This is a genomic window from Chloroflexota bacterium (assembly GCA_013152435.1).
Lineage (GTDB): Bacteria > Chloroflexota > Anaerolineae > DUEN01 > DUEN01 > DUEN01.
This window is the reverse complement of sequence record JAADGJ010000076.1, coordinates 114,042-136,177: the sequence shown is the minus strand read 5'-3', so window position 1 is coordinate 136,177 and position 22,136 is coordinate 114,042. Positions and strand designations below refer to the sequence as shown.

Below are 22,136 nucleotides of genomic sequence, written 5' to 3'. Positions count from 1 at the left end.
GGATTCCCTGGTTATCGGACCAGCGACCCGCCCAGAGGACGGGTCCGTTCCATCGCAACTCATAACGACGTCTCCGTGACAGGCAGGGAGGCGGACGCCTGGTGACTCACCGGGTGTGCTCCATCCCCCGAATCCGTTGCCCCCTCCCGCGTCCCGTAGACGATCCACCGCGCCAGATCCTGGGCTGAGGCGATCTCCACATCCTCTGGGATCCGCTGCCCCGTGGTGACGTACGCCAGGGGCAGATCCTCCTGGAGAGAAAGGCTGACGGCCGCCCCAAGGCGTCTTGTCTCATCCGCCTTCGTCAAGACCATTCCGGTCAACGGAAGCGCCTCAAAGCGGCGGACGATCCCCTCCATGTCCGCGTAGGAGGTGGGACCGGCGATGGCCAGGTAGACCTCGCAGGAGTCCACCGCGGCCACAAAGGTGCCCAGCTCATCCAGGTAGGCCTGATCCTGCTGATGACGCCCCGCCGTGTCCACGAAGATCAGATCCCGATCGCCATAGGCCCGCACCAGCGCGGCGAACTCTTCCGGCGTGTAGGCCGCCTCCACCGGGACGCCCAGCACCTCCCCATAGGCCTGCAATTGGGGCATCGCGCCCGCCCGATAGGTATCGATGCTGACCAACACGGCCGACCGGTGCCATTCTCGCGTCCAGCGGCCGGCCAGCTTGGCCAGCGTGGTCGTCTTCCCCACTCCCGTAGGCCCGACCAGGAAGATCACTCTGCCCGGCCGATCGCCGACGGTGGGCGTGCAGGTCCGGATCTTGCCCTGCAGGTGACGGGCCACACTGGCCCGGGCCGTGTCCAGATCATTGGCCGCGTTGGGGCTCAACTCCTCCGCCGCCGCCATGACGCAATCGGAGGCCAGCTCCGCGGACACCCCCTGTGCCACGAGATGCGAATAGATCATCTGCAAACCCGGCGCCACGGCGGGCAGGCGGGCACCCCGCACCTCCCAGGTCAGCCGGGTCACGGCCTCCTGCAAGGCGGCCAGGTCCTCCCGCATCGCCAGGAGCTCCTTAGGCGGCTGCGCCACAGCCGCAGGAGGCGGCGAGGCGGGCGGCTCCTGCTCGTCCACGGCCGCGATCACCTCGAACACGGAGCGTCGCAACAGCCCCTTGCGAATTCGCCGAGAGTGAAGGATCACCGCATGAGGCCCCAGGCGCGCCTTGATCATCGCCAGCGCCTGGGTCATATCCTGCGCCTGGAATCGCTCAACTCGCATGGTCATCGTCGCCCTCTTCGATCTCGACCATACCCTCGGTGTACACTTCCACGCCGGAGCTCACCTCGTTATACGACAGCACGGTCAGCGTGGGCAGCGCCCGGTGCAAGAATCGATACAGCGGCAGCCGCAGCCGGCTGGAGCACAGCAGAACGGGCTGGAACCCCCTGGCCGCCATCTGTTCCATCTGAGCGGCGACCTTTTGGACCAGCTTCTGCGCCCATTCCGGCTCCAGCGCGATGGTGGTGCCCCAATCCGTGGACTGGAGCCCCTCGATCAGACGCGACTCCACGGACGGCCCCAACGTGAGCACGTGCAGCGCGCCATCGGGGGCCTTGAGCTGGTTCGTGATGCTGCGGCTGAGGACGAGCCGGGCGTATTCGCTCAGCGTGTCCGGGTCCCGGGTCTCCTGCGCGTGGTCCAGCACGACCTCGATGATGGCCACCAGGTCGCGAATGGGCACACGCTCGTCGAGCAGGTTCTGGAGTACCTTCTGGATGAGCCCCACGCCGACCCGATCGCTCAGCGCCTCGTCCACCACGGCCGGATAGCGATCCCGCAGCCCCTCGATCAGCTTCTGCACCTCCTGGCGGCTCAGCAGCTCGGCGGCATGCGCCTTCGCCACCTCGGTCAGGTGCGTCGTCACCACCGAGCTGGCATCCACCACCGTGTATCCCAGGACCTCCGCCTTCTCCTTCGTCTGCTGATCAATCCAAAGGGCGGGCATGCCGAATACCGGCTCCTTGGCGGGCATCCCCTCGACCTCGCCCAACGCCTCGATCAGCCCACCCTGCTGAGCCGCGTCGCCACCCGGCGCCAGGGCCAGGAAGTGATGCGGCATCGCCTCACCGCGAGCTACCTCCTCACCACGCACCTTGATGACGTACACGTTCGGGGGCAGCGTCAGGTTGTCACGGATCCGCACCTTGGGCAGCACAAACCCCATCTCCAGGGCGAGTTGGCGGCGGATCGCGCTGATGCGCTGCAACAGGTTGCCGCCCTGTCCCTCGTCCACCAGCGGGATCAGGCCATACCCCAGCTCAAGCTCCAACGGATCCACCTGGAGCAACGCCGTCATATCCTCCGTTTCCTCGGCGGGCTTCGGAGGCGCCTCCTCCGCCTGCTCCGGAGGGGCCTCCTTCGCCGACTGATCCAGCAGATAGCCCGCGCCGCCGACCACGGCCCCCAGGAAGAAGAAGGGCAACTTGGGCAGCCCCGGCACCAGGCCGAAAAGCAGCAACATGCCGGAGACGATCATGAGCGCACGCGGGTTGGCCACCGTCTGACGGAGCACATCCTGCCCCATATTGCTCTCGGAGGCGGCGCGGGTCACGATGATGCCCGTCGCCGTGGACACCAGCAGGGCGGGGATCTGGGACACCAACCCATCGCCGACGGTCAGCAGGGTATACGTCTTCAGCGCCTCGGTCAGGGGCATGCCCTGCTGCAAGATGCCGATGGCAAAACCGCCCAGGATGTTGACCAGGATGATCGCCACCGCGGCGACGGCGTCCCCCTTGACGAACTTGCTGGCGCCATCCATCGCGCCGTAGAAATCCGCCTCCAGCTCGATCAGGTGCCGCCTCCGACGCGCCTCCTCCTCGTTGATCAGGCCGGCGTTCATGTCCGCGTCGATGCTCATCTGCTTGCCGGGCATGGCGTCCAGGGTGAAACGGGCGGCCACCTCGGCAACGCGGCCGGCGCCGTTGGTGATCACGGAGAACTGGATGATCATGAGCAGGAGGAACACGACGATGCCGACGACGTAATTCCCGCCGACGACGAAATTCCCGAAGGCCTGGATCACCTCCCCGGCATACCCGTGCAGGAGGATCAGTCGGGAGGCGGAGACGTTCAACGCCAGCCGGAAGAGCGTCACGATCAGCAACAGGGAAGGGAACACGCTGAACTGCAACGGCTCCCGCACATACATGGTGATCAGCAAGATGGTGATGGAGACGCTCATATTCAACGTGAGCAGCAGGTCGAGCACGACCGGCGGCAGCGGGATCACCATCATGGCCACGATGGCCACGACGGCCACCGCCAGGACGATGTCACTCTGCTGCAAAATTCGGCTGAAGGTCCGTGTCTGAAGCATATCCGCGCTAGAGCCTAGCATCGTTCCTCACCATCCTCGTCATGCGATTCGAGCCCGACGCAGCCGGTACACGAAGGCCAACACCTCGGCCACGGCCTGGTACAGCTCCGGCGGGATCTGCGTGCCGATCTCCAGCCGGATCAACGCGTGCGCCAACGGACGATTCTCCACGATGGGCACGCGATGCTGACGCGCGATCTTGACGATCTGGGATGCGATGAATCCCTTGCCCTTGGCCACCACCGTGGGCGCCAGCATGGTACGCCCATCGTATTGCAACGCGATGGCCAGATGGGTCGGGTTGGTCACCACCACATCCGCCTTGGGCACCTGCTGCATCATGCGTTGCAGCGCCCACTTCCGTTGCTCTCGACGCAGCCGCCCTTTGGTCAGAGGAGACCCCTCCGCGCTGCGCATCTCCTCCTTCACTTCCTCTTTGGTCATGCGGCTGCTCTGTTGGAACTGCCGCCGCTGATAGATGTAATCGATGATGGCCAGCACCAGGAACAGCCACGAGACCCGGACGGCCATCTTGTACACGGCGCCGCCCAGCAGCTGCACACCCGCCGAGACCCCTATCGTTGAGGCGGCCGCGATGCCCATGATCTGCCCCGAGAGGGCCTGGAACACGACGAAGCCGAGCACAGCGATCTTGCCGATGTCCTTGAGCAGTTCCACCAGGCCCCGGCGGGAGAGCAGCTGCCGGAGGTTGTTCACCGGGTTGATCCGGCTGAAGGTGGGCTTCAGCAACGCGGGGGCGACGAGTCCTCTGGTCTGCACCACGGTGGCGAAAACCCCCGTCACCATCGCCCCCAGGACCAGCGGCGCCATCAACGTCATGGCCCACAGGGCCAGTTTCGAGCCACGCGCCTGGACCGTGGCAGGCGTCAGATCCTGTGTGGCCAGCGCCAGGAACATGTCTCGCATCAGCTGCTCCAGCGCCCGAATAAGCTCGGCGCCGCGCGAGCGGAGCAGGTAGATGCCGACCATCAGCCCGATCGCGCTGCTCAGTTCGGCGCTCTTGGGAACCTGTCCCCGCCTCCGCAGCCGTGCCAGATGACGAGGTGTGGGTTTTTCCGTGCGCTCCGCCACGAACCTTCCTCCCCGCCGACTACTGAACGATCAGCAGCACGTTCCGGGCCATCTGATCCAGCACACGCAGGATCACGGGCGCCATCACGGGCAGCGTCGCGATCAACACCACCAGGCCCACCCCCATCTTCAAGGGCATCCCCACGATGAAAACGGGGACTCGCGGCAGCACCCGGTTCATCAAAGCCAGCGCGATGTCCGTAAGCATCAGGGACGCCAGCACGGGCAATGCGATCTGCATCGCGCTGAGAAAGATCGCTGAGCTCATACGGATCAGGTGCTCCATGGCGAGATCGCCCTGGGGGAACGCCCCGGGTGGCAGCACCTCCAGCGTGCGGCCGAGGGCCAGGAGGAAGGCATGATGCCCGTTTATCGCCAGGAAGAGAAGGATGGAGAACAGGACGTAGAACTGCTGAACCATCCCCCCCTGGCTCGGCAGCACCGGGCTGATGGAAGCGGCGAATTGCAGCCCCATCCCCGCGCCGATGATCCCCCCCGCCATCTCCAACGTGTAGAAGATCAGCATGCTGACGAAGCCGATCAAGAGCCCGATCACCACTTCGCCGCCCAACGCCAGCAGGAAGTCCCACCCGTCGGCGAACGGGGTGAACGGCTGCTGGACGGCCATCAGGAGCGTTAGGGTCATCCCCATCGCCAGCCCGATCCTGACCGGCGCGGGGACGCTCCGATGTCCGAAGATCGGCGCCGTGGAGAAGACGGACAGCAGCCGCACGAACACCAGCGCCGCATATTCCAGCAAACCTCCCGCAATCGTGAGCTCCATCCGATCCCCTCAGCGCACGAAATTCGGCAGACTGTTAAACAGGTTGGCCGCGTACTGCAACAGGTTCTGCAGCATCCAGGAGCCCAGCAACGCCAGGACGAGGAAGAAGGCCAGGATCTTCGGGACGAAGGTCAGGGTGACCTCGTGGATCTGGGTCACCGCCTGGATCAGGCTCACGAGCACTCCCACCACCAGGCTGGTGAGCAACAGCGGCAACGCCAGCTTCAGCGTGATGATCAACGTATGACGCCCCAGCTCCATCACCATCGCGTCCGTCATCCTACCCTCCGATCCCCACCATCACACCTGAAAGCTCAGGACCAGCGAGCGCGCCACCAGATGCCATCCGTCCACCAACACGAAGAGCAAAAGCTTGAACGGTAGGGAGACCACGGTGGGCGGCAACATCATCATCCCCATGGACAGCAGGGCGCTGGACACCACCATGTCCACCACCAGGAAGGGCACATAGATGACGAAGGCCATCTGGAAGGCCGTTTTGAGCTCGCTGATCACGAAGGCCGGGATCAACGCCCGCGTCGGCACATCGTCCGGGGTGCGCGGGCGAGGAAGGCCGGCCAGCCGGATGAACAACGCCATGTCCTCCTCACGCACCTGCCGCAGCATGAACTCCCGCAAGGGCCGCAACCCTCGATCCAGCGCCTCCTCCTGTGAGATCGTCCCCGCCAGGAAGGGCTGGATCGCATCCTGGTTCACCTGATCCCACACCGGCCCCATGACGAAGAAGGTGAGGAACAAAGAGAGCGAGATGATGAGCTGATTGGGCGGCAGCTGGGGCAGCCCGATCGCGCTCCGCAAGATGGACAGGACCACGGTGATGCGGATGAAGGCCGTCGTGACGATCAGGAGGAACGGGATGAACGCCAGGGTGGTGAGCATGATCAGGAGCTGGAGCTCCACCGTCATCTGCTGCGCGTCGCCGGGCATCCCGACGCGCAGATCGACCTCCGGCGTCTCCCCGCCGCTCGACTGGACCGTGCATCCGGCCAACACGAGGACGGACAACGCGACCACGATCAGCAGCAGATGGCGACCCGTTCGCCGACTCATAGCTCCTCCGCCCGATCCAGATCTCGCAACCGCCCGATCGCGGATCGCAGCCCTTCCAACGCCGTCTCCACGTTATCCCGCCACGCCATCACCGGCGTCAGCTCCCCATCGGTCGCCTGGGCCAGCCGTTCGGCAAACGACTCCCCCTCCTCGAGGGCCTCCGCCTCCAAATCCGCCAGCGTGGTGATCTGTTGATCCGTGCCCCCCAGCAGGAGCACCCGGTCCCCAACCTCGACTAGGTAGAGCACGCGATTGGGGGACAGATTCACCCGCTCCCGCACCCGGATCAGCGCCGTCGTCCCCCCCGGGCCCTCCCGGGACATCAGGAACCGCTTCATCCCCCAGATGCTCCCGTAGGCGACCAGGATCACCAGGCCCAGGCTGCCCACCACGCCCAGCCCGGTACGCCATCCCATCGGCTCCGGCTCGGCCGGCACCGCCGGCATCAGGTCCTCGTAATCCCGGATAAAAGGCTCCGTCTCCGCGGCGGGGCGCGCCAGGTCCGTCGAGGGCTCCTGGGCCCACCCCGTCACCGCCCCGGACGTCCCCCACACGGCCAGGCACAACAGCCCGATCAGCCACCACCGCCCCACACGCGTCGCACGCATCCTCTCGTCTCCGCGCCTAACTCAGAGATCGCACGCGCGCCGACGGCGGGATGATGTCCGTCACGCGCACGCCGAACATGTCGTCGATGACCACCACCTCGCCATGGGCGATCAGCTTGCCGTTGACCAGGATATCCACCGCCTCGCCCGCCACCTTGCTGAGCTCCACCACGGAGCCCGGCCTCAGAGCCAGAACCTCCCGGATGGGCATCTCGGCGCGCCCCAGCTCGACGGTCACCCGCAGGGGCACGTCCAACAGCAGGTCCAGGTTGCCGTCGGCGCCCTCCTCCTGGCCATTGTCCTCCCAGTCCGGGCAGCCTGACTCCGACGGCTGGGTGGATATCTCCTCCACCTGCACCTGCTGGGCCAGTGACTCGTCCAGAGCCTGCGAGCCGGACACCGCGGTGTCCGACTTTGCCTCCTGCGGAGGCTCCTGAGCCTCCTGGTCCTCCGACTCCGGCAGTTGAATCTCCGGGGGCTCGAATTCCACTTCCTGCGCCCCCAGGGCCTCAAGCTCCGAGTCCTGGATCTCCATGGATTGCGGATCCGTTTGCGGATCAAGTGGCTGTGAATCCGTCACGATATCTCGCCTCCCACATCTCGCTCAGTTCCGTGGATCATCGCGAGCGGTGCTACTAGTCAAACCTCATCCGGCTTTATGCGATCCCTTCCGAGGTCTCTTTGGAGCCGTTCTCCTCCATTGAGACATCGTCAATGCCGTTCTTCCGATTCTTCAAAACCTGGGTGATCTCGATGGCCAGGCGATTCCCACGGACGCCAGGGCGTGCCCAGAATTCGTGCAGGCCCCCGACGTACACCTTGATATCCCGGCCAGCCGCCGAGTCCAAGGGGATGAGATCCCCCGGCTTCAGCTTGTAAAGCTCCTCAAACGTCGTCTCCGTCTCCCCCAGGATCGCTACCATGGTCACGGGCACATCCTGCAGGTGCGCACGCAGATATCGCACATCCACACCCTGCATGACGTCCACATGCGCCTCGGACCCGGCGATCCACGCCTGAGGGCTCAGCTTGGCGCTGACGGGTTTCAGCAACGCATAGGGCAAGCCCAGCCGGAGATGGCTGCTCGACTCGCCGATCCGCACCTCGAACACGACCCACACGGTGGCGTCGGACAGCAAGCCGACCTGCACGAAATACAGGTTCAGCAGCGTCTCGTTCACCTGGGGCTCCACGGGCAGCACGGCCGACCAGGCCTCCGCCAGGCTGTCCAAAATCCGCTCCACAAACCCCTGCAGAAGGGACAGCTCCAAATCCGTCAGCTCGCGCTGGTGCTCGCTGGCCCGGCCCGGCCCGCCCAGGAGCCGATCGATCACCACATCGGCCAGGGAAGCCCCGATCTCCAGGACCAGCTGCCCCTGCAGGGGCTTCAGGCTGACGAGGTTATAGATCGCCGGCCCGGCCGTCTGCGCCAGGAAGGTCGCATAGGTGCCCTGATCGATCTCCACCAGGATCATGTCCACCGTCGTCCGCAGATACGCGGAGAGGGAGACCGCCGCCCGCCGTCCCATGTTCTCGTGCATCATGCGAAGCGCACGAATCTGCTCCTTAGACAGCTTGTTCGAGCGACGGAAATCGTACGGCTGGATGGAGACCTCCGGCTCCGGCGGCGCGTCAGATTCCCCCGCATCGGAGGCATCTGCATCTTCAGTTGGCAGAGCAGCCAGGAGGGCGTCGATTTCCTCCTGGGACAGGTTGTCACTGGGCGTAGCTGCCACGCAGGGCCTCCCTAACTCACGGAGAGATCAGACTACTGCACCACGAAGTCGGTGAAATACACGGCTCCGACATACTTACCGCTACCCAGGCTCTCGTTCAGCTTCTCCATGATCTCCTTCTTCAGTTCCTCCTTGCCCTCCACTGTAAAGACCTCAGCAAACGTCTTGCTGCTCAACACGTACGTGATCACATCATCGATGACCGGCTTCTGGCGCGTCAGTTCCTCCTTGAACAGTTCCTCTTCCTCACGGCGCTTCTCCGGAGGAAGATGATAGAACTCAGCGCTCTCAGGCAGGAACTCCAGCACGATGGAGATCCGGAGATAGCGATAGCCGCCCGGGTCCGCCAGGTTCACCAGCCGCTCCCCCAAGGGAAACATGATGCCGTTCCCCTTGGGCACCACGTGCTGTATCGGAGCCACCGGCAATTCCGGCTCCTCCGGGGTCGGAGTAGGGACGGGAGCCGGAGCGGCCTCCGCGCTCTTTCCCCCCACCTCAAGCTGAATGTGGATGGGCTTGGGCAGGTTTGACGGAACAACAAGGTATCCGACCCCAAACAGGAACAGAGCCACCGCTCCACCGATGATCAACAGCTTGCGATTTGCGAGTAGGTTCTTCATAAGCGCTCCCACCCAACGAGATCAGTCAGATCCAGACTCCATCAACTCCATCAACGGCGGTTTCGGGATGCCATTCTCCTCCTCGTCCTCAGGAGGATACAGGATCACGATATCCGCCCGGCGATTCAACGCTCGATGCTCCCGAGAATCGTTCGGGACCAACGGATCGTATTCGGCGCGCCCCACCGCGATCAGGCGTTCAGGGGCGATGCCATGCTCGATCAGGTATCGCACCACGGTCACCGCGCGAGCCACGCTGAGCTCCCAGTTCGTGGGGTACCGCGGGTCGTTGGTCGGCAGGTCGTCCGTGTGCGCCTCCACCCGGATCTGGTTCGGCAGTGCCGCCAGAAGCTGGGCGATCTCGTCGAGCACCTTGACCGACTCCGGGCTCAACTCCGTCCCCCCAGAGGGGAACAGCAGCGCACCCGAGAGCGTGATCGCGATCCCCTCACGACGCATATTCACGGCGACGAACTTCCCCGTCCCCTGCATCGCGCTCTGGATCGCCAAAGCCTCTGAGATCGCCATGAAGTCCTTGCTACGCTGCGACAGGGACTCCACGGGAAGGGCTCCCCCGCTCGATGTCCCCTGGCCGGGGAGGATTCCCGTCCCCCCTCCCGCGGGCAAAATGCTCACGCCGACGCCAAACCCTCGCTGAATGGCGGCGGCCACCTCGTGAAAGCGCTCCAGATCCGCCTGAGAGCTGGCGTACATGACGATGAAAAACGCCAACAGCAGCGTGATAAGGTCCGCATAGGTGAGCAGCCAACGAAGCCCACCGCCCGAGTCATGTCCGCCGGCCATATCCTACGCCCCCTCTCCAGACGCCTGGTTGATCTTCTCCCGGATGCTGGGCGGGAGATAGGCCTCCAGCTTCTGACGCACGATATGCGGGTTGTCACCCGCCTGAATGGCCAGGATCCCCTCGGTCATGATCTTGCGCATCAGCACCTCTTCCGCGCTGCTCTCCTTCAGTTTGGAGCCCAGAGGCAGCCAGACCAGGTTCGCGGAGGCCACGCCGTACAGGGTGGCGATGAACGCCACGGCGATGGCGGCACCTAGCTCCGATGGGTCCTCCAGGTTGCTCAACACGTGCACCAACCCCATCACGGTCCCGATGATCCCCATGGTCGGCGCGTACCCGCCCATCGCCTCCAGGATGCTGTAGCCCTGGGCGTGACGCTCCGCCATCAGGTGCGTCTCCGTCTCCAGGATGTGGCGGACCTCCGCCGGGTCCACACCGTCCACCACCAGCATGATCCCCTTCTTCATGAAGGGGTCCGTGATATTGCCCTCCTCCTCCTCCAGGGAGAGGAGACCCTGTCGACGTGCCTTATCGGCCAGCTCGACGAGTTGCAAGACGATCCGTTCGGGCTCCAGACCTCCCCCACCCAGCGTACGGGCGATCAGCTTGGGGACCACCAGCACGCGCTCCAAGGGGAAGCTCACCAGCGCCGCGCCGAAGGTACCGCCGAACACGATCAACGCGCCGGACACGTTCAGCAGGGCAACCAGCTCGCCCCCCTCGATCACCACGGAAGCCAACAGCGCTCCGAAGCCGATTACCAGCCCCAAGATGGTCGCGATGTTCATGCCAACCCTTACTCCTTACTGCGGGTGATAATCTCTATCGGACCATGGATGCGTCGCTGATACAGGATGACACGCTCGACGATCTCTTCCGCCGATTGCTGCACGACCAATTTGCGCCCTGTCGTGAGGGAGATGACCGTATCAGGACGTTGCTCTATCGTCTCGATCAACTCCGCGTTGACGACCAGATCGCTACCGTCCAACCGGGTCACATGGATCACAGGATTTCCTCCACCGTATATGCTTCCGTCGCCAAGACAGCACGGTGGGACGGAAGCCCTCCGCCCTTCCACAGGGCATCCTAGCATACGCCCCAGAATGGGCGGATAAACGGAGCGTAAAGCCATCGTAAAAGTCTCGTATCATTCCCTGCAGCCCTTCCGACCTGCACAGAAGCCCTTCTTTTCCGGCCCGCACCTGCCTTTCTCGGCCTTTTCCGCTGGAGGCTGGCCAAGGCCGGGCAGGTCGAAGGCGGCAGGTCGAAGGCGGGAGAAAGGCTTTTTCCGGAGGGGCTCCGCCCCTCCGGGCCTCCCCACAGCAGAAGCACGGCATTTCTAAGACACACTCTGAGGGTCTCCCTCAGCTACCAACCCTACAGGGGGAGGTGTGGAGGGAAAGCCCCCTCAATGGAAATCCCACTTTTCCGGCCCACACCTGCCTTTCTTGGCCTTTTCCGCTGGAGGCTGGCCAAGGCCGGGCAGGTCGAAGGCAGAAGAAGGACTTTTTGATCAGGGAAAAACAAAGAACCGGCCTCCTTGAGAGCGGCCGGCTCCGTCCTTGGTTCCCACCCGAGAATCTGATCAGGCTGGCACGTAGTATCCGTGCCGATACCGGGTGCGGATATATTTCGGTGATTTGGGTGTTGGCTCGATCTTGTTCCGCAGATTCATAATCTGCATGCGCACGACGGTGGGATCCCCGGTGCCCGGATAGTAGCGCCAGACCTCCTGCAACAGCTTCTCGGCGGAGACCACCTCGCCAGCCCGGCTCATCAGGTAATGGAGCAATTCGAACTCGACAGGGGTCAGTTGCACCGTACGCCCGTTGACTTCCACCTGATACTTCGTCATATCCAAACGCATGCCGCCCGCCTCCAGCTGCTTGGGAGTGGCGCCATTGCCATTCTTCTTCCCATTCCCGGAGCGCCGCAACAGGGCCTCCACACGCAGCTCCATCTCCCGCAGATCAAAGGGCTTCACCAGATAATCATCAGCACCCGCCTCAAACCCCTCGATACGGTCGTCCACCATGCCGCGCCCGGTCAGGAACATGACTGGAACATCTGACAGCCGCGCACTGGATCGTAGACGACGACAGACCTCAAAGCCGTTCAAGTCGGGCATCATCACATCCAGGATCAGCAGATCCGGGAGAAGCTTCGTGGCCTGCTCCAGACCATCCGTACCGTTGTTCGCAGTCACCACAAAATGCCCTTGACCCTTCAAGACAGCCTCGATCATTTTGCACACGCGGACATCATCGTCAACGACCAGTATGTTCGCCATAGACGAGAACCTCCTTCAATCCGTCCTACTCGTATAGGTCCTGATGATAGCCAGACCATCCCTCTGGTGAGGGAGATGGGGGCAAATATCTAGGAGCGTAGATTAAGATTTTTTGAGGTGCTTCCCGGCTAAGCGGGGTAATGGCCACATGTAATATAAGTGCTCGCCCCGCTTTCGAGGATAGCGCCATAGTACCAACCTTTGTAAACAAAGCATAATCCCCTGACAACCCCGCCAATCCGATGATCTCCAGCCCCATCACGCCTGCTTGGCGGCTCCCGCCACCTCCTGCCGAGACGATGAGGAGCCATTCCTCCTCTCCCGGAGCGCCAGCTGGACCTCCAGAGTCCCGTACTGGGTAACCAGAGGCACCACCAACCGCTGGAAGTCCAACGTGGAGATCTGCGCCCCGGCGCCGATGATGAGCGTGGGCACGGAGATGTCAGTGTGATACCCCTGCGAGGCCAACAGCGTGCTGGCATGTCCCGTGATCACGTTCCCCAGCTCGGCGATCCCGCTCTGCGCCAGCTCGTCCAGTTCCTCCACCGGCTGGCCCAACATCTTGGACACAAAGGCCAGCGCCATCTCCTTGCTCATGCCGTACATGACGACGCCCTCCACCTGGCCTACCAGGGTGAACAGGGCCGTCACCTCGTTCTGCGTGTGGGCGGAATTGGAAACCTTCACCTCACCTCGACGGACATCCGCCTGCACCTCGGACCGCAAGACCTCCCCCGCGGCGATCACGAACGGATTGATGAATTTCACGTTCATACCACGCCCTCCATCACGTGAGCCATCTTTCGATAGAAGGAAATGCCTGCCGACTGAAGGCCCAATTCCCGCGCCAGCGCGGTGGAGATCACCTCCGTCCCCCCGATAAAGAGCACCCCATCCGGTCGCAGCGCCCCCACCAGGCGCGTCAGCACCTTTCGCTTCGCCTCATCCGAGAAGTAGATGATCACGTTACGGCACAGGACCAGGTCGAACTCTCGCGTCACCTGATCCTCCAGCAGGTTGTGCTCCTCAAACACCACATGACGGCGCAAAGTCCGCTTGACGTAGAACCCATCATCCCGTCGGTCAAAGTATCGCTTCAGGAGATCCGGCGCCACATATTTCACATCCTCATCGGTATACGGCCCCCCGGCTCGCGCCCTGGTCAGGGCCCCGCGATCGACGTCCGTAGCCCATACCTGGAACCACCTCGCCCGCGTCAGGTCGCCCAGGATGGCGAGCGTGTACGCCTCGGCGCCATAGGAGCACCCGGCGCTCCACATGTGCAACTTTCCCCCCGGCCGCACGAGCTCGGGCAGGATCTTCTCCCGCAGATACTGGAACTTGTGCGGGTCCCGGAAGAAACAGGAGACATTGATCGTCAGATAGTCCCGGAGAGCCTTCACCTCCTGAGGATCCTGCTCCAGGCGATGGAGGTATTCCCTCCAGTTCGCCGCGCCGCTGCGCCTGAGATACGCCTCCAGGCGACGTTGTACCTGACGTCCCTTGTAGTAAGATAGGTCGATGCCCGTCAGCCGCTTGATCTTACGATACACGAGCCGATAGTCTTGCTCGATCATCCTTCCGCTCCCTTATGGGTTTCTCCAGATAACGAACGATGGCTTGGGCCATCTCCTCGATCACGGCCACCTCGTCCGCAAGCCCTTCCGTGATGATGCTCTTGGGCATGCCATACACCACGCAGGTCGACTCATGCTCCGCCAACACGTATCCGCCCGCCTGTTTCAGCGCTCGCGCTCCGTCCGTTCCATCACGCCCCATGCCCGTCAGGATGGCCGCCACAACCCGGGCGCCAAAGGCCGCCACAGCCGAGAGCAGGGTCACATCTACCGCAGGCCGCACACCGTTCACCGTCGGCCCCTGGTCCAGACGGATCACGCCGCTGCGACGCACGGTCATGTGATATCCCCCCGGGGCCAGCAGCGCCACGCCGCGCTCAAGGCGATCACCTGCGCTCGCCTCCCTCACCTCCAGCTCCGAGCACTCGTTCAAATGCTCCGCCAGGGAGCGGGTGAACCCTTGCGGCATATGCTGCACCACCAGCACAGGGGCCGGCAGATCCCCTGGGAGTCCGCTAAACACCTCCCGCAGCGCACGAGGTCCTCCCGTGGAGGAGCCGATCACCAACACCCGATCCCAGTCCTCACGGGTCGCTACGATCCTCGGACGACTGCGATGGCCATCCCGTCGCAACGGGCGGCGACGCGGGCCCGGGGACACCTTCGCCGTGACTGCCCGCTTGATCTTAGTGATCAGGTCGGGGGCGACCTGATGAATGGAGATCGTCCGATCGGGCTTTGGGACGAAGTCCACCGCCCCCAGCGTCAACGCCTCGATCGTCGTATCAGCCCCCTCCTGCGTGAGGCTGCTCAGCATGACGACCGGCATGGGGCGCTCTTTCATCAAACGGGCCAGGAACTCCAGCCCGTTCATGCGGGGCATCTCTACGTCCAGGGTGATGACATGGGGCTGCAGGGATTCCACCTTCGTCAAGGCCTCCACGCCATCCCGGGCCGTCCCCACGACCTCCAATTCCGGGTCTTGATCGAGGATCCGGGTCAGCGCAGCCCGCATGAACGCCGAATCGTCCACGACGAGTACTCGAATCATGGCTCCCCTCGCTTTCCAATGCGTATACGACGCTATGAGAGCAGCTTGTTCACCGCCTGCAACACGCGGTCGGCATCAAACGGTTTGACGATGAAGTCCCGAGCCCCCGATTTAATCGCCTCGATCACGATCCCCTGCTGGCCCAACGCGGTCAACATGGCCACGCGAGCGTTGGGATCGTGGCGGCGAATCTCTTTCAAGGCGGTGAGGCCATCCATCTCCGGCATCGTGATGTCCATCAAAACGACGTCCGGACGTTGTTCCTGATACACACGGACGGCCTCAGCCCCGTTCTCCGCCTCTACCACCTCAAACCCCTTTTCTGTGAGCAATCGAGCGCAGCGCATACGCATGAATTGCGCATCATCCACGACGAGCACCTTTGGCATCTTCCGAGCCTCCCTCAGTCCCAGATGGATTTTGCATGATGACTCCTGAGACGGTCGTTACTCCAAGCCCCAATGGGGCCCAGAATCCGTTATCCCCTCTACCCACTTCTCCACAATCGCATCGCAGATTCGATCAATGACGTATCTATGTGTACCTGGCCACCCGGGTGATCAACGTCTGATGATCAAAGGGCTTTGCCAGGTAATCGTCCGCCCCGTTACGCAAAGCCGCCTGCACGTCCCCCTTCGTCACCCGGGCAGTGCACATGATGACGGGAACCCCGAACTCCTTCTTGATGCGTCGACAGAGCGTGATCCCGTCCATGCCCGGCATCATGATGTCCAGGAGGACAACCTTGATCTGAGATCCCGCGGGGCCAAAGGCGGATCGATCCAACACCCGGATCGCTTCGTCCGCGTTGTTCGCCTCCAACACCTGATATCGATCCCCCAGGATCAGCGAGATCAATCGACGCAGCTCCGGATCGTCATCCACGATGAGGATCGCCGGGCGCATCTCTGCAGATGCCGTCCCATTCCCCCGTTCATGGGAATGGACCTGTTGTAGCTGGCCGTCCCTGCCGATCCGAGTCATATCCCCTCCCCGCGTTCCCACGAACGATCTCTCTCAGCGCTTGCCGGCGACAGACAGAACTTTCTCCTCCCCTCCAGCGAAGCGAACCGTAACGCGGCCACTGGCCACATATAGCTTGAGCGTACGCCCCTTGCTTCCACGCACGGCCATGGCCACCGGCTCGATCCCGTATTCGGTCAGAAGCCGCTGCGTCATCTCCACGTTTCGACGCCCAATGTCGAACATCCCCTTGAATCCGGGGGCGGTCAACATATGAGCTCCGCCCGCCACATACCACCGGATCCGGCGCATACTCGCCCCCATACGCTTCATCTCGTCGATTAACGCCGGTATCCCCGTGTCCACAAACTTGTACAGATTGTCATCCCCATTGCGGCGCATCGGCAACACCGCGTGGAGCATCCCAGCCACCGGCCCCATCGGATCATAAGCGGCCAACCCGATACACGATCCCAACCCATAAGCCACCAGCACGTGTTCCCTATCTTTGGTCACCACCATCTCCCCAAGGCCAACGGCGATCGTGTTCTTATCCTGCAGATGTTCGCTCCGTCCCTTGTCGTCAGACAATCGCCTGTTCGCCATCCTCGTCGCCTCCGAAAGCGTCCAAGCCCGCGCCATTGTCGGGGACGAGCCAGAAGTACACCTCCATCTTGCGATCCGGTCCCTGAAAAACCGCCTCCAACAACAGCAACTCATCATCCGACTGGCAGACGCTGGTCAGGATCACGTCCAAAATGGCGCCTGCCATATCCACGATGACGGCCGGCGGCGATGGACGAGCGCTCAGTCCCAGCGTCGCCGCGATGAAGTTGAGCAACATGGATGCAGAGATGTTGCCTACCTCGCCCAGAGCCGACTCCCCCAGCGGAGTCAGCTGCTGCGTGGTCCCCTCGGGCTGCTCCAGCAGCATATCCACCAGCCGCAACGCGCTCTCATGGGGTAGGATCAGCATGATATGGCCGGGAAGATCCCCCGTAGTCATGAGATACACGGCCACGATGAGCTGCTCCGGGCCGCCCACACGATTCGCGACATCACGGATGGGGACCCTGCTCACACGAGGGACCTGCACCTGGATGGGGCGCCCCAGCATCGTGGACAGCCCCTCCGCCGTGGTGGACAGCCCCTGTTTCGTGATCGCCTCCATCACGCGATCAAACTGACCATTCCCTCCGCTCACCCGACACCTCCTCCATCGATTATGCGGCCTTCCGCTCCCGCAAGGTCGTCTCGACCAACCCGGGTACATCCACGATGAGGGCGACGGTGCCATCTCCCATGATCGTGCCCCCCGCAATCCCTGGGATGTCCCCGATTTGATACCCCAGTGGCTTCACGACCACATCCTGCTGGCCCAGCAGACCATCTACCACGATGCCCACCTGGGCATCCCCCCACCGCACGGCCACGACGTAGCAAGAGTCCGCCTGATGCCCATTCTCCCAGCCGAAGAAGTCCGAGAGCCACAGCAGGGGCAGCACCCGATCGCGCAGGGTCATCACGCCCTGGTGAAGCACGTTGGAGATCTGATCCGATTCCACCTTCAGCGTGCTCATGACGGACGCCAGCGGGATCGCGTAGATCTGATCCGAGACGGAGACCATCAGGGCCGGCATGATGGCCAGGGTCAGCGGCAATCGCAACTCGAACGTCGTCCCAGCCCCTGGCCGGCTGCTCACCCGCACGGTCCCGTTCAGCCGCTCCACGTTGGTGCGCACCACGTCCATGCCCACGCCGCGACCCGAGAGCTCGGTCACCTTCTTGGCCGTGCTGAACCCCGGGGCGAAGATCAGATCCAGTGCCTCGTCGTCAGAGAGATGCCGCGCGGCCTCCTCATCCAGGACGCCACGAGCCACCGCCGTCTGGCGGATCTTGTCCGGATTGATCCCTTGCCCATCATCCTCGACGGTGATGATGATGTGGTTCTCCTCCGAGCGAGCGGACAGGAGGATTCGCCCCGTCTCCGGCTTGCCGACGGCCACCCGCTCCTCCGGCGGCTCGATGCCATGGTCGACGGCATTGCGTATTAGATGCACCAGGGGATCATTGATCAGCTCGATCACCGAGCGGTCCAGCTCCGTATCCTGCCCCTCGATCACCAACTCGACCTTCTTGCCCAGGTCCCGAGCCAGTCCCCGCACCAAACGGGGGAACTTATTGAAAACCTGGGACACGGGCACCATTCGCGCCCGCATGACCTCGTCCTGCAGCTGGTCCGTGATCCAGGAGAGATGCGAGATGGCGTCGCCCAGGTGCATGAGCAGTTCCTCCCGGTTCTCCCCATCCAGCAGCCGCGCTCGGATCTGAAAGAGCCGGTTTCGGTCGATCACCAGCTCGCCCACCAGGTTCATCAACTTATCGAGGCGCTCCACGCTGGTCCGCACCCAGCGCGTCTTCCCGTCCACGGCCGGTTTCCGCCCTGAGGCGACGCGGCCATCACCGGACGGCTTCTGGGGTGAGGGGCCCTTCTCCGCATCAGGCGCCCCCTCCGCCTCGGGAGCCTTCTGCGACTCAGGAGATGGGAGGGAAGCGGAGAGGGATTCGCCCGTCTCCGCCGGGGAGTACGGCATCACGCGCGACTCCACCTCGGAGATGGTGCTCAGCAACTGCTCCAACTGCGCCGGATCCGCGTCCGTGACCAGGGCCAGGACTTGATGCTCAGACCATTCCTCATCAAGGTCATCGATCGTGGGCTGGCTCCACAGAACCCGAGCGGACTGGTCGAGCGCCAGCAGGACCTGAAGCGCGCGTCCCCCGGGCGCCACGCTGTCCTGAGCGATGGTCGCGAAGACCAGGAACGCCTGCTCCACATCCGGAGGCAGCGCATCCTCCGGAACAGGGGGAACCGGGTGATCATCAGCAGCTTCCCTTCCACCTGTCCCTTGTGAACCCTCTGCAAAGGCCCGCAGGGCCGTCAATACGTCATCGTACTCCACCCCACTGCTCTGCGAGGTCCTGACCTCCTCCACCATCGCCCGGACAACATCCAGTGCGGCAAACAGGGTGTCCACCAGCTCAACGGTCACATGAAGTTGGCCCTGACGTAGCCGATCCAGGGTGGTTTCCATCTCGTGCATCACGGCCGCCATCGCCTGATGCCCGATCATCCCCGCGCTACCCTTCAGTGTGTGCGCGCTGCGAAAGATGTCTTGCAACAGCGCAGGATCCGCATCGTCCCTCTCAAGCCGAACGAAGTTCTCATCCAGGCTGGTGATGAGCTCATCAGCCTCCTGGAGGAAAACCTCCGCCTCCTCCGGCGTGAGATCAAAGTTCATCTCCATAAGTTCCACCCCCGACCGACATGGATGTTCCCTACGAACGCTTAGGCGGCCTCGGCTACCTCAACCCTGCCAACCTCATATCCCTCCAGCACCTTGTCCAGATCCAGCAGGACCAGCAATCCCCCGTCCAGCTTGGCGATCCCCCGCAGATACGCGGCCTCCTCTGATTTCACCAGGTCCGATGGCGGCTCGATCCGGTCCACGGGCACTCGCGTCACCCCGTCCACACCGTCCACCACCAATCCCACTCGATCCTCTCCCATCATCACGACCACGATGCGGGATTCCTTGGTCGCCTCCACCCGCTCAAAGCCCAGCCGGACCCGCAGATCGATCACCGGGGTGATCTGCCCTCGCAGGTTGATCACCCCCTCCACGAACTCGGGGGCACGCGGCACTTTCGTCACCCGCTGCATCCGCTCGATTCCCTGCACTCGATTGATGTCGATCCCATACAGCTCATCGCCCAGCCGGAACACCACCAGCTGTTCCTCTCGCACGCTGCCTACCGCCTCAGCATTCACAGCCTCCGATGCCATCTCGCTTCCTCCTTTCCTCAGAATGGCTTTATCTTGTGTGGCTGTGCGTGGGGGAAAGCGATGGCTCATCGCTTCCCCCCACTATCTGGCTCCTCTAATCCCCCTACGATCGACCATTCCCATTGCTCACCGACACCTTCGTCGGCACCGATTTCGCCACCGCTTCCGGCCTCGCATGCCCGTTCTCTGATCCATCCCCATGCGCTCTGACCACTACACGTTCCCCCATCTCCTGAGCGACTCCCAATCCATCTCCCGTCAGCCTGAACTGTGAGATCAACGCCGTCAACTGTTCCGCCAGGTCGGACAGGCTCTGAGCCGAGGCCGCTATCTCCTCCGACTGGGCGCTCATCTCCTCCGCGGCCGCGCTCACCTCCTCCGCGGCAGCGCCGTTCTCCTCGCTCACGCTGGCCACCGTCTCCATCGCCTCGTTGATCTCGCCGCTGCTCGCCGCCACCTGCTCCGTCGCCGCCGTGTTCTCCTCCGCGATGGCCGAGACGCTCTCGATGACCTTCACCAGCTCCTGATTCGCCGCCGTCATCTTCTGCGCCGCGATCTCGATCTGCTCCACCTGCTCGTTCACCTGCTCCGCCATCTGGGAGATCTCCTGCAGCGCCTCGTCCGCCTGCGCCGCCAACGCCGAGCCCGACTCCACCTGCCGCAGGTTCGCCTCCAGGGCCTTCACCACCGCTTGCGTGCCCTCCTGCACGTTCCCGATCAGTTGGGCGATCTCCTTCGTGGCCTGTCCGGCTCGCTCCGCTAGCTTCCGCACCTCATCAGCCACCACCGCGAACCCTCGGCCTTGCTCCCCGGCGCGTGCCGCCTCAATGGCCGCGTTCAGCGCCAACAGGTTCGTCTGCTCCGCGATGTCGTCGATGGTCTCCACAATGGCGCCGACCTGGGCGGAGTACTCCTGCATCTGCTCCACCTTCTGGCCAACCTCTGCCACGGTCTCGCGAACCGCCTCCATCGCGGCCATCATCTTCCGCACCGTCTCCGCGCCGGCCTCGGCCTTCTGCGCCGACTCCTCGCTCATCTCGGCGCTCATCTGGGCGCTGCTCATCACCTGCTCGTTCGCCGCCGTCATCTCGGCCACCGCACGAGAGGCCTGCTCCACCGCCTGCGCCTGCTCCTGCGCGCCCTGGGCGATCCCGTCAATGGCCTGCGTCATCTGATCCACCTGAGCCGCAGCGCGAGTGACAGCCTCCGTCTGCTGGGCGGTCCCCTCCGCCACCTGCTGGATGGTCGCCGCCACCTGCTGCACCGCCTCCGCGGCCTGCTCCGTGGCCGCCTGGATCTGAGCGGAAGCCGAGGCCACGCTGGCCGCCCCCGACTGCACCTGGACGATCAGATCGCGCAGGTTGGTGACCATGGCGTTGATGCCTTCCTTCAACCGGGCGTGATCCCCCCGGTAATCGCCTACCACCTCCTGCGTCAGGTCTCCCTGAGCGATCGCCGAGATCACATCCAGGGCCTCATTGATCGGCTCCACAACGGCATCCAGCACCTCGTTGAAGCCATCCACCATACCCGCGATATCGCCCTGGAACCGATCGGCCTCCCCTCGAACGCCCAGATCCCCCTCCTGCACCTTGATCCGGATCCTCTCAATCTCTTCCTGTACGCCCATCAACTGCTCGCCCAACGCGTTCACCGAGCGCTTCAGGACGTCGTAATCCCCACGATACTCTCCCACAACACGGGCCTGGAACTCTCCCGCCGCCATCCGCTCCAGGACGTGGCCGACCTCTCGCATCGGCACGATCATGCCTTCGGCCGTCTCGTTCAGTCCCTGAAGGATTGTCCTCCAGACGCCCTCAAACCGGGAGGTGTCCACCCGCACATCCAGGTCACCAGCGGCGGCCGCACGCGCCATCTCCGCGCTGCCCTCAACCAGGCCGTTGACCACGTCGATCAAATCGTTGATGCTGTCCCTGACCTGACACCACTCGCCCCTGCACTCCTCCTCGATCTTCCGCGGGATCTCGCCTTTCCGCAGAAGATCCGTGCACTCTCTCACTCTCCCCAGGGGTTTCACCGCCGCGTCCAACGCAGCGTTGACGCCCTCCACGATCTCCGCGAACTCCTCGTCGAATTTGTCGGGGTTTGCACGCGTATCCAGCCTGCCCTCGACGATGCCTCGGACGAGGGTCCTCATCTCCGCGGCCAGATCGTGTATCTGACCCTGCAGATGCTTCAATTCTTCCTCGCAGCTTCTCTGCTTCTTGCCATGCACAATACCCAACATGGTCTCCTCCCTGCTCATTGTGATTCCTGGCGAATCTCGATGCCTTTCCGATCACCCGTGCCACATCGTCCCCATTGACCCCAAACTCGCACGGCGACCGATCACAACCGCTTA

24 protein-coding genes are annotated in these 22,136 nt (G+C 63.3%); all 24 read right to left on the bottom strand.

Translation table 11 applies throughout. From position 1 onward, the window contains the following. Nucleotides 1-59: 59 nt before the first annotated feature. Nucleotides 60-1,235 (bottom strand): flagellar biosynthesis protein FlhF, encoded by a 1,176-nt coding sequence (flhF, locus tag GXP39_11245; GenBank protein NOZ28612.1) that lies wholly within the window; start codon nucleotides 1,233-1,235, stop codon nucleotides 60-62. Further along, nucleotides 1,219-3,330 carry a flagellar biosynthesis protein FlhA gene (gene flhA, locus GXP39_11240; protein NOZ28611.1) on the bottom strand — a complete coding sequence of 704 codons (2,112 nt, stop codon included), beginning with the start codon at nucleotides 3,328-3,330 and terminating at the stop codon, nucleotides 1,219-1,221. Before flhA ends, flhF begins: the two co-directional genes overlap by 17 nt. A gap of 39 nt (nucleotides 3,331-3,369) precedes the next feature. Further along, entirely contained in the window at nucleotides 3,370-4,422 is a 1,053-nt protein-coding gene (locus GXP39_11235; GenBank protein NOZ28610.1) for an EscU/YscU/HrcU family type III secretion system export apparatus switch protein, read from the bottom strand. Between the two features lie 19 nt (nucleotides 4,423-4,441). Continuing rightward, nucleotides 4,442-5,206, bottom strand: a complete 765-nt coding sequence (fliR, locus tag GXP39_11230; GenBank protein ID NOZ28609.1) for a flagellar biosynthetic protein FliR — start codon at nucleotides 5,204-5,206, stop codon at nucleotides 4,442-4,444. A 9-nt stretch (nucleotides 5,207-5,215) separates the two neighbouring features. Further along, a complete protein-coding gene (gene fliQ, locus GXP39_11225) occupies nucleotides 5,216-5,485 on the bottom strand; it encodes a flagellar biosynthesis protein FliQ (GenBank protein NOZ28608.1) in 270 nt (89 codons plus the stop codon). A 21-nt stretch (nucleotides 5,486-5,506) separates the two neighbouring features. Beyond that, a complete protein-coding gene (gene fliP / locus GXP39_11220; GenBank protein ID NOZ28607.1) occupies nucleotides 5,507-6,277 on the bottom strand; it encodes a flagellar type III secretion system pore protein FliP in 771 nt (256 codons plus the stop codon). Further along, on the bottom strand, nucleotides 6,274-6,885 hold the full coding sequence (gene fliO / locus GXP39_11215; protein ID NOZ28606.1) for a flagellar biosynthetic protein FliO: 612 nt from the start codon (nucleotides 6,883-6,885) through the stop codon (nucleotides 6,274-6,276). The genes fliP and fliO overlap by 4 nt, the downstream gene beginning before the upstream one ends. 16 nt (nucleotides 6,886-6,901) lie before the next feature. Next, nucleotides 6,902-7,420: a flagellar motor switch protein FliN gene (gene fliN, locus GXP39_11210; protein NOZ28605.1), complete on the bottom strand. Its 519-nt coding sequence runs from the start codon at nucleotides 7,418-7,420 to the stop codon at nucleotides 6,902-6,904. Nucleotides 7,421-7,541: 121 nt separating this feature from the next. Then, nucleotides 7,542-8,621 (bottom strand): flagellar motor switch protein FliM, encoded by a 1,080-nt coding sequence (fliM, locus tag GXP39_11205; protein ID NOZ28604.1) that lies wholly within the window; start codon nucleotides 8,619-8,621, stop codon nucleotides 7,542-7,544. A 32-nt stretch (nucleotides 8,622-8,653) separates the two neighbouring features. Continuing rightward, entirely contained in the window at nucleotides 8,654-9,241 is a 588-nt protein-coding gene (locus GXP39_11200) for a hypothetical protein (GenBank protein NOZ28603.1), read from the bottom strand. 21 nt (nucleotides 9,242-9,262) lie between these two features. Next, a complete protein-coding gene (locus GXP39_11195) occupies nucleotides 9,263-10,045 on the bottom strand; it encodes a flagellar motor protein MotB (GenBank protein ID NOZ28602.1) in 783 nt (260 codons plus the stop codon). A 3-nt stretch (nucleotides 10,046-10,048) separates the two neighbouring features. Next, complete coding sequence (locus GXP39_11190; protein NOZ28601.1) at nucleotides 10,049-10,834, bottom strand: flagellar motor protein; 786 nt, start codon at nucleotides 10,832-10,834, stop codon at nucleotides 10,049-10,051. 8 nt (nucleotides 10,835-10,842) lie between these two features. Beyond that, entirely contained in the window at nucleotides 10,843-11,055 is a 213-nt protein-coding gene (locus GXP39_11185) for a flagellar FlbD family protein (GenBank protein NOZ28600.1), read from the bottom strand. A 579-nt stretch (nucleotides 11,056-11,634) separates the two neighbouring features. Further along, nucleotides 11,635-12,339, bottom strand: a complete 705-nt coding sequence (locus GXP39_11180) for a response regulator transcription factor (GenBank protein NOZ28599.1) — start codon at nucleotides 12,337-12,339, stop codon at nucleotides 11,635-11,637. A gap of 258 nt (nucleotides 12,340-12,597) precedes the next feature. Beyond that, a complete protein-coding gene (locus GXP39_11175) occupies nucleotides 12,598-13,113 on the bottom strand; it encodes a chemotaxis protein CheX (GenBank protein NOZ28598.1) in 516 nt (171 codons plus the stop codon). Then, entirely contained in the window at nucleotides 13,110-13,916 is an 807-nt protein-coding gene (locus GXP39_11170) for a protein-glutamate O-methyltransferase CheR (protein NOZ28597.1), read from the bottom strand. Before GXP39_11170 ends, GXP39_11175 begins: the two co-directional genes overlap by 4 nt. Beyond that, nucleotides 13,882-14,967, bottom strand: coding sequence for a chemotaxis response regulator protein-glutamate methylesterase (locus tag GXP39_11165; protein ID NOZ28596.1), 1,086 nt, complete (start codon nucleotides 14,965-14,967; stop codon nucleotides 13,882-13,884). Before GXP39_11165 ends, GXP39_11170 begins: the two co-directional genes overlap by 35 nt. A 32-nt stretch (nucleotides 14,968-14,999) precedes the next feature. Next, nucleotides 15,000-15,356, bottom strand: a complete 357-nt coding sequence (locus tag GXP39_11160; GenBank protein ID NOZ28595.1) for a response regulator — start codon at nucleotides 15,354-15,356, stop codon at nucleotides 15,000-15,002. Between the two features lie 145 nt (nucleotides 15,357-15,501). Then, nucleotides 15,502-15,951 carry a response regulator gene (locus tag GXP39_11155; GenBank protein ID NOZ28594.1) on the bottom strand — a complete coding sequence of 150 codons (450 nt, stop codon included), beginning with the start codon at nucleotides 15,949-15,951 and terminating at the stop codon, nucleotides 15,502-15,504. Between the two features lie 33 nt (nucleotides 15,952-15,984). Continuing rightward, entirely contained in the window at nucleotides 15,985-16,536 is a 552-nt protein-coding gene (locus GXP39_11150; protein ID NOZ28593.1) for a chemotaxis protein CheD, read from the bottom strand. After that, on the bottom strand, nucleotides 16,514-17,134 hold the full coding sequence (locus GXP39_11145; GenBank protein NOZ28592.1) for a CheY-P-specific phosphatase CheC: 621 nt from the start codon (nucleotides 17,132-17,134) through the stop codon (nucleotides 16,514-16,516). Before GXP39_11145 ends, GXP39_11150 begins: the two co-directional genes overlap by 23 nt. Nucleotides 17,135-17,153: 19 nt before the next feature. Further along, a complete protein-coding gene (locus tag GXP39_11140; GenBank protein NOZ28591.1) occupies nucleotides 17,154-19,235 on the bottom strand; it encodes a chemotaxis protein CheA in 2,082 nt (693 codons plus the stop codon). A 41-nt stretch (nucleotides 19,236-19,276) separates the two neighbouring features. After that, nucleotides 19,277-19,774: a purine-binding chemotaxis protein CheW gene (locus GXP39_11135; GenBank protein ID NOZ28590.1), complete on the bottom strand. Its 498-nt coding sequence runs from the start codon at nucleotides 19,772-19,774 to the stop codon at nucleotides 19,277-19,279. A gap of 103 nt (nucleotides 19,775-19,877) precedes the next feature. After that, nucleotides 19,878-22,022, bottom strand: coding sequence for a methyl-accepting chemotaxis protein (locus tag GXP39_11130; GenBank protein ID NOZ28589.1), 2,145 nt, complete (start codon nucleotides 22,020-22,022; stop codon nucleotides 19,878-19,880). Nucleotides 22,023-22,136 lie beyond the last annotated feature (114 nt).

Bases quoted from the DNA above. Each gene is read 5' to 3' on its own strand.
- flhF (NOZ28612.1), bottom strand. From the start codon at position 1,235: ATGACCATGCGAGTTGAGCGATTCCAGGCGCAGGATATGACCCAGGCG.
- flhA (NOZ28611.1), bottom strand. From the start codon at position 3,330: ATGCTTCAGACACGGACCTTCAGCCGAATTTTGCAGCAGAGTGACATC.
- fliR (NOZ28609.1), bottom strand. From the start codon at position 5,206: ATGGAGCTCACGATTGCGGGAGGTTTGCTGGAATATGCGGCGCTGGTG.
- fliQ (NOZ28608.1), bottom strand. From the start codon at position 5,485: ATGACGGACGCGATGGTGATGGAGCTGGGGCGTCATACGTTGATCATC.
- fliP (NOZ28607.1), bottom strand. From the start codon at position 6,277: ATGAGTCGGCGAACGGGTCGCCATCTGCTGCTGATCGTGGTCGCGTTG.
- fliO (NOZ28606.1), bottom strand. From the start codon at position 6,885: ATGCGTGCGACGCGTGTGGGGCGGTGGTGGCTGATCGGGCTGTTGTGC.
- fliN (NOZ28605.1), bottom strand. From the start codon at position 7,420: ATGGAGATCCAGGACTCGGAGCTTGAGGCCCTGGGGGCGCAGGAAGTG.
- GXP39_11200 (NOZ28603.1), bottom strand. From the start codon at position 9,241: ATGAAGAACCTACTCGCAAATCGCAAGCTGTTGATCATCGGTGGAGCG.
- GXP39_11195 (NOZ28602.1), bottom strand. From the start codon at position 10,045: ATGGCCGGCGGACATGACTCGGGCGGTGGGCTTCGTTGGCTGCTCACC.
- GXP39_11190 (NOZ28601.1), bottom strand. From the start codon at position 10,834: ATGAACATCGCGACCATCTTGGGGCTGGTAATCGGCTTCGGAGCGCTG.
- GXP39_11180 (NOZ28599.1), bottom strand. From the start codon at position 12,339: ATGGCGAACATACTGGTCGTTGACGATGATGTCCGCGTGTGCAAAATG.
- GXP39_11175 (NOZ28598.1), bottom strand. From the start codon at position 13,113: ATGAACGTGAAATTCATCAATCCGTTCGTGATCGCCGCGGGGGAGGTC.
- GXP39_11170 (NOZ28597.1), bottom strand. From the start codon at position 13,916: ATGATCGAGCAAGACTATCGGCTCGTGTATCGTAAGATCAAGCGGCTG.
- GXP39_11165 (NOZ28596.1), bottom strand. From the start codon at position 14,967: ATGATTCGAGTACTCGTCGTGGACGATTCGGCGTTCATGCGGGCTGCG.
- GXP39_11160 (NOZ28595.1), bottom strand. From the start codon at position 15,356: ATGCCAAAGGTGCTCGTCGTGGATGATGCGCAATTCATGCGTATGCGC.
- GXP39_11155 (NOZ28594.1), bottom strand. From the start codon at position 15,951: ATGACTCGGATCGGCAGGGACGGCCAGCTACAACAGGTCCATTCCCAT.
- GXP39_11150 (NOZ28593.1), bottom strand. From the start codon at position 16,536: ATGGCGAACAGGCGATTGTCTGACGACAAGGGACGGAGCGAACATCTG.
- GXP39_11140 (NOZ28591.1), bottom strand. From the start codon at position 19,235: ATGGAGATGAACTTTGATCTCACGCCGGAGGAGGCGGAGGTTTTCCTC.
- GXP39_11135 (NOZ28590.1), bottom strand. From the start codon at position 19,774: ATGGCATCGGAGGCTGTGAATGCTGAGGCGGTAGGCAGCGTGCGAGAG.
- GXP39_11130 (NOZ28589.1), bottom strand. From the start codon at position 22,022: ATGTTGGGTATTGTGCATGGCAAGAAGCAGAGAAGCTGCGAGGAAGAA.